The 4,449-nt window shown below is 28.6% G+C and carries 2 protein-coding genes; both read right to left on the bottom strand.

The genetic code is table 11. The features are described from left to right. On the bottom strand, window positions 1–2,857 hold a 2,857-nt coding region (locus tag MBCUR_RS01270; RefSeq protein ID WP_169805772.1), incomplete at its 3' end, for a beta strand repeat-containing protein. Then, window positions 2,847–4,391, bottom strand: coding sequence for a hypothetical protein (locus MBCUR_RS01265; RefSeq protein WP_067089237.1), 1,545 nt, complete (start codon window positions 4,389–4,391; stop codon window positions 2,847–2,849). The genes MBCUR_RS01265 and MBCUR_RS01270, both read right to left, overlap by 11 nt. Window positions 4,392–4,449: the final 58 nt, after the last annotated feature.

Raw genomic sequence — 4,449 nt, 5'->3', positions numbered from 1 at the left:
TACTACCTTGAGCAATACCAGCAACACCACCATAAGAACCAGCAGAATTATTAGTAAATACAGAACCATTAAGAACTATAGATCCACCATTAGCACCAAGAACCCCACCAAAGGTAGTAGCATAGTTATTATGCCCTTGAGAATTATATATCAAAATAACTGCATTAGCATTATTAACACCAGCAACACCACCATAAGAAGTAGTAGCCCTATTACCAGTCAAAAGGGAGTTATAAATACTGATTTGTCCGCCTGCTGAACCCAAAGCACCGCCATAACCATTTGCAAAATTATTAACTAAATTTGAATTAGTAATGATTATACTAGAACCAGCATTAGTAGTACCAGCAACACCACCAAAAGACTTAGCAGAGTTATTTTCAAAAGTACAATTATCTGCAACAATAGAACCAGTACCAGAAACACTGAAAACACCACCATAACTAGTAGTTCCAGCACCATTTGCATCATTATTAACAAACACAGAATTATAAACTCTAGTTTGCCCATTATTTGTAGCTACAGCACCACCACCACTAAGAGCAGCAGCAGCAGTAGTTTTAACATCATTGTTATCAAAATAAGAGTTATTAATAATAATTAATGAACTACCATTATTATAAATTGCACCACCGTAAGAACTATTAGAACCATTAATAGAATTTCCAATAAAACGACAATTATCAATAGTTAAATCACCAAGAGCAACTATAGCCCCACCATTATACCTAGCATAATTATTAATAAAAGAACTATTAGTAATAGTGTTTGCAAAAGCAGCATGGTTATAAATAACACCACCACCACTTGGAACATTATGTGTACCAGTCTGACCAGCAGAAATATTCCAAGTATAACAATTAGTGAAATTAGAGCCAACAACAATAATCTCCCGACCATCATTATCTAACACTGCACCATGAGCATTACTACGAAAATTATCAAAAGTGGAATAATAAATCTGTGTTATCCATCCAAGATTAGTATCTATAGCACCATAAGAAGAATTTCCATCCTTAAAATTAGAATTACGAATAATAATATTAGAATAAGTAGCAGCAGTAGTACCACCACCAGTAAGAAAAGCAACTGAACCTTCATTGTTAACTGAACTATTAGTCATGTTTAAATTATCAAAAATAACATTAGCACTATTACCAGAACAATAAAGAAGCCCACCATGGGAAATAGCATTAGGAGCTCTTAAATTCTTAAAATTTGAGTTGTTTATAATAAGATTTAAATTATTGCTATCATTAATACAAATAGCTACACCATAACCAGTACTTTGTAAATTAGAAACATTTGAATTGTCAACAATAATACTTAGATTACTACGATGGTTAGCAAAAATAAATGTACCATTAGTCCCTGCTAGATTATTAAAATCAGAGTTGTTTACAGTAAGCTTAACATTGGAATTATTTATATAAAGCACACCATTACCATTAGTTTTACCAGATACCCTAAGATTATCTAAAACTAAATTAGCATATGCTCCAATAGAAATTGTTCCTGAAATAGTTGTGGTCTGTATCCTGAAATTATACAAATTAACATTACGATTAACAGAAGGTGAAGCAGTAGTAGTAGTCATAAAACGATTACCTGCAGGAGAGATAATAACCTCCCTCCCATCAGTTTCATTTCCAATAAAAGTAATATCCTTACCAACTGAAAGTGAGTGTTGACCTGCAGCAGAATAAGTACCAGGCATCATAATAATAATTGAACCTGATGGTGCTGTGCCTAACATACTATTAAGTGTTTTCCTTGCTGTAGTTATATTTAAACCACTCCAACTATCATTACCATTAACTGGGTCAACCCAATACATTGTTCCAGTAGTTGGTAAAGGAACAGATAAAAGACCCAATGATGTATAATTAACAGAGAAGTTTAAACTATTGATACCATGAGTACTTGGAGTATCTGCAGTTAAGTTAGTATGAACATAATCACCATATACCTCAAAAACACCATTTGGTGAATTAAATGAATATGATGCTTTACCATTAACTACAAGAACTCTTCCAGAAAACTTACCATCAACATAAAATGCAACATCACCATTGTTGATTAAACCATCAACATTAAAAACATCAGCAAACACTGTAACCCTGTTATTTAGAACTGTAATATTTGTAAGGTTTACATTAATTTTTTTATTACCAACAAAATAATAAGCATTATTCTCTAAACCAACATTGTCAGGATCATAACTAACTACCTCAACAACCCCACTACTAACATTAGTAGTAAAAACATTATTAATAATGCTTACAGGAGAAGAGTCAGCAATAAAGATAGAATCTCCTAAACCACTAGCAGAATTATTAATAAAATTACTGTTAGTAACTGATAAAGTTCCATTACTGTAAATAGCTCCGCCATTTGTAGCAATGTTATTTATAAAAATACAATTAACAAAGCTTAGTTGGTTGCTTGCAATGTTGTTAGTTATTGCTCCACCGTTATTTGTATTTTTTCCATTTTTAAATGTAAGGTTTTTAAAGGTTACATTTAGGTTGTTACCAGTAATGTTAAAGAATATTCCATTACTTTCTGCATCAAGGATAACTGAGCTTGAATCGCCGTTACCTTGGACTGTTAAATTTTTATTATTACCATTAACATCAATATTTTTATTATTATTTCCTGTATATGTACCAGGATTTAACGTGATCGTATCTGATACGTCACCACTATTTTGTGCATTTGTAACAGCTTGATTTAAGTTTCCTGAAGTAGTTTCAGTAAATTCTGCAGCAGAAACAGCAGAAATTGTAGAAACTGTAGAAACAACAAGAAGTAAAACTAAAGCTGTTACAATGACTTTAAAATGTTTATTTATCATTGTAAGATACCTCCATATCCACAATACCATAGACTAAGTTTAAAAGAGTTTTAGTCTGAGTATTAAAATTATAGTTTATAGTAAAAATGTTATAATAGACGATAATTCCAAGATCATTAAAACCATTAAAGTAATCTTGATTAATTACATGATTATTTAGAAATTTTAAAAGATTAGAATTTAATAGATTAGAATAATCTGTTATAATTCCAAAATTAATAGAATCATTTCTTATATCAACTATTTCAAATGAAACAATGTCATTAGAAAAATAGTCTGTATTAGTAGAATAAGATTCTAATATGTCAAAAATAGAAGTTTTTAAAGGAGTTAAATTAGTTAAATTTCCGTAAAACTTTGTATTGCCCAAAATTTTGTAGAATTCATTTGAAGTTTCAAAGGAATTAAAATAAAAAATGAATCTATTACATAAATTTATCGAATCAGAAGGTTCATCACTATCACTATTGTCTGATGAGTAGTTTTCTGGGGTTGATAATTTATTTGTATAAATTTTGGAATTATTTTTAGAATTATTAAATATGTAAAAATAAGAATTATTATTTTTGATTATTTGATTTTTATTAACATTGTTAATAAAAGTATATTTATTTTTGTATAAATCTACAGTAGAAAAATTGTCAAGTAGATTTTTGTTAAAGTATCCAAAGTTTGAAATTTTTTTAGCATTCTTATTCAAAATATTGTATGCTTTAAGATAATTAGAAACAAGTAATTTGCTTGCCATAAGTTTATGGGAACCAAACTCTAATTCAATTAATTCATCCCAATTTCTATTAAAACTAAAAGTATCCAATTTATTATTAGAACTTGAAATATTCAATTCATTACCACTTTTATTTTTTTTAATAATAAAAGATTCTGAACCTGTATTAATTATTTTATTGTAATGTGCTAAAAGATTTAAAAATGCTGAATCAAAGTCCACATTAGTAAAAATAAAATTTTTATAAAGTCCATTAGAATTGTTTAATCCAATTAATTTATCATCTAAAACTTTAGATAGATTCTCATTTAATTGGTTTATATTTCCTTCAGCAAAATTTAGTGTACTATTAGTATTAGTTAATAAACTTGAAGTATTAAATAACTGTTCACTAAGAACTTGTGAAACATTAGTTTGAATAGAACCAAATTTGCAATTTAAAACATGGGAAACATTAGTACTTAGAGAATTTTCATTAGATAAAGCAAATATATCATACAAACTATCTTCATCAGAAGAATCAGTACGATTATTTAAATTAAAAGAAATTCCACTAGTAAATCCACTAGTAATTTCACTAGCATTAAAATTAGAATTAGTTAAATTGTTTTCTAAGTTAGGTGCTGATTTATAATCAACATTAACAGCATTAGAAGAGTTAGAATAAGAAATATAGTTATTAAAATCGACAGTTTGAGTTGAACTTGAATTTTCTCCAGCAGCTACGCTAATACCAACAGATATTGAAAAAATAGCTAGGACTAAAAGTGCTAAGCTAAGGTATTTTCCTGCTTTATTGAAATTCATGATGTTCAGCTTTTTAAATTATGTTATAAATGTAGTAGAAACAATTAATTAAAGTTTA

The organism is Methanobrevibacter curvatus (assembly GCF_001639295.1).
Lineage (GTDB): Archaea > Methanobacteriota > Methanobacteria > Methanobacteriales > Methanobacteriaceae > Methanoflexus > Methanoflexus curvatus.
The sequence above is the reverse complement of the archived record's forward strand: the minus strand, read 5'-3'. Positions and strand labels throughout refer to the sequence as shown.